The sequence below is a fragment of the Nocardioides ferulae genome, assembly GCF_003660455.1.
GTDB classification, from domain to species: Bacteria; Actinomycetota; Actinomycetes; order Propionibacteriales; family Nocardioidaceae; genus Nocardioides; species Nocardioides ferulae.
The window spans coordinates 1-1,521 of record NZ_QZVR01000051.1; the positions used below are offsets into that span (position 1 = coordinate 1).

The 1,521-nt window shown below is 68.0% G+C and carries 2 protein-coding genes; both read left to right on the forward strand.

Going from position 1 to position 1,521, the window contains the following annotated elements:
- Positions 1-76 precede the first annotated feature (76 nt).
- Positions 77-484, forward strand: a complete 408-nt coding sequence (locus tag D6B71_RS22350; RefSeq protein WP_121259007.1) for a transposase — start codon at positions 77-79, stop codon at positions 482-484.
- On the forward strand, positions 481-1,488 hold the full coding sequence (locus D6B71_RS22355; protein WP_121259008.1) for an IS3 family transposase: 1,008 nt from the start codon (positions 481-483) through the stop codon (positions 1,486-1,488). Before D6B71_RS22350 ends, D6B71_RS22355 begins: the two co-directional genes overlap by 4 nt.
- The last annotated feature ends 33 nt before the right edge of the window (positions 1,489-1,521 follow it).

The window sequence follows — 1,521 nt, forward strand, 5'->3', positions numbered from 1 at the left end:
CCCTGTGCGTCAGGCTGAGGTGAGACACGACTTCTGAGTTCCTTCCCTCTGCACGGGGCGAGAAGCGAGACACCTGATGACGATGACGTTGGCTGATGCTGCCCGGCTTGATGATGGGGTGGTGACCCCTCGAGCTGACCGGCCCAAGCGACGTACGTTCACCGCGGAGTACAAGGCGCAGATTGTGGCCGAGTACGAGGCGGCCGACCATGGCGAGCGAGGCGCGATCTTGCGTCGGGAGGGCCTGTACTCCTCCCACATCACCGAGTGGCGCAAGGCCGCCGAGGCAGGCGCAACCAGGGCGCTCGGTCCCAAGTCCCGGGATCGGCGTGACCGTGAGATCGAGCAGTTGCGGGTCCGGGCGGAGAGGGCCGAGGCCGAGCTCGCCCGGACGAGGGCTGCGCTGGACATTGTGGGAAAAGCACACGCGCTCTTGGAGACGCTCTCCGAGAGCACGGGCACGCCGAAGCCGCCGCAGCGGTGATCAACCCGGCTGTCGACGAGCTCGCCGAGCACACCTCGACCAAGAGGGCCTGCGACCTGCTCGGGCGATCCCGTGGCAGCCACTACCGGGCCAAGAAGCCGGTGGTCTACGGGCCGGCACCGAAGCCCTCACGGGCGACGCCGCCGAATGCGCTCACCACCGCCGAGCAGGCGCAGGTGGTGGGCGTGTTGACCAGCGAGCGGTTTTGCGACAAGTCGGTGGCCCAGACGTGGGCCACGCTGCTCGACGAGGGCACCTACTTGTGCTCGATGTCGACCATGCACCGACTGCTACGCGCCCACGGTGCGGCCGGCGAGCGACGCCGCCAGGCCACCCATCCGGCGAAGAAGAAGCCTGAGCTGCTGGCCACCGGACCGGGGCAGGTCTGGTCGTGGGACATCACCAAGCTCCGCGGCCCCGGCCGCGGGGTCTGGTTCCAGCTCTACGTCGTGCTCGACATCTTCTCCCGCTACGTCGTGGCCTGGACGGTCCAGAACGGCGAGGACTCCGAGATCGCCAAGACCATGCTCGAAGAGGCGATGGGCGTCCACGGCATCCCCGTGGCCGTCCATGCTGATCGGGGCACCTCGATGACATCGAAGCCCGTCGCCCAGCTCCTGCTCGACCTCGGCGTGGACCGCAGCCATTCCCGGCCCAGGGTGAGCAACGACAACCCGTTCAGCGAGGCGGCGTTCAAGACCCTGAAGTACGCGCCCGTCTTCCCCGAGAGCTTCGGGTCGCTGGCCGACGCCCGGGCGTTCTGCGAGGCGTTCTTCGCCTACTACAACCACGAGCACCGCCATTCGGGGATCGGGCTGCACACTCCCGCGTCGGTCCACCACGGCACCGCGACCGAGATCCGGGCCCAGCGCCAGCACACCCTCGACGCAGCCCAGGCCGCTCACCCCGAACGGTTCGGCAGCCGTCGACCTCAGGCACCCAAGCTGCCCAAGGCTGCCTGGATCAACCAGCCCTCACCGGAGGCCCTCATACAGACCGCGTAACGAGACGTGTCTCAGACTGCTTGACATCTTCCG

Bases quoted from the DNA above. Each gene is read 5' to 3' on its own strand.
- D6B71_RS22350 (WP_121259007.1), top strand. From the start codon at position 77: ATGACGATGACGTTGGCTGATGCTGCCCGGCTTGATGATGGGGTGGTG.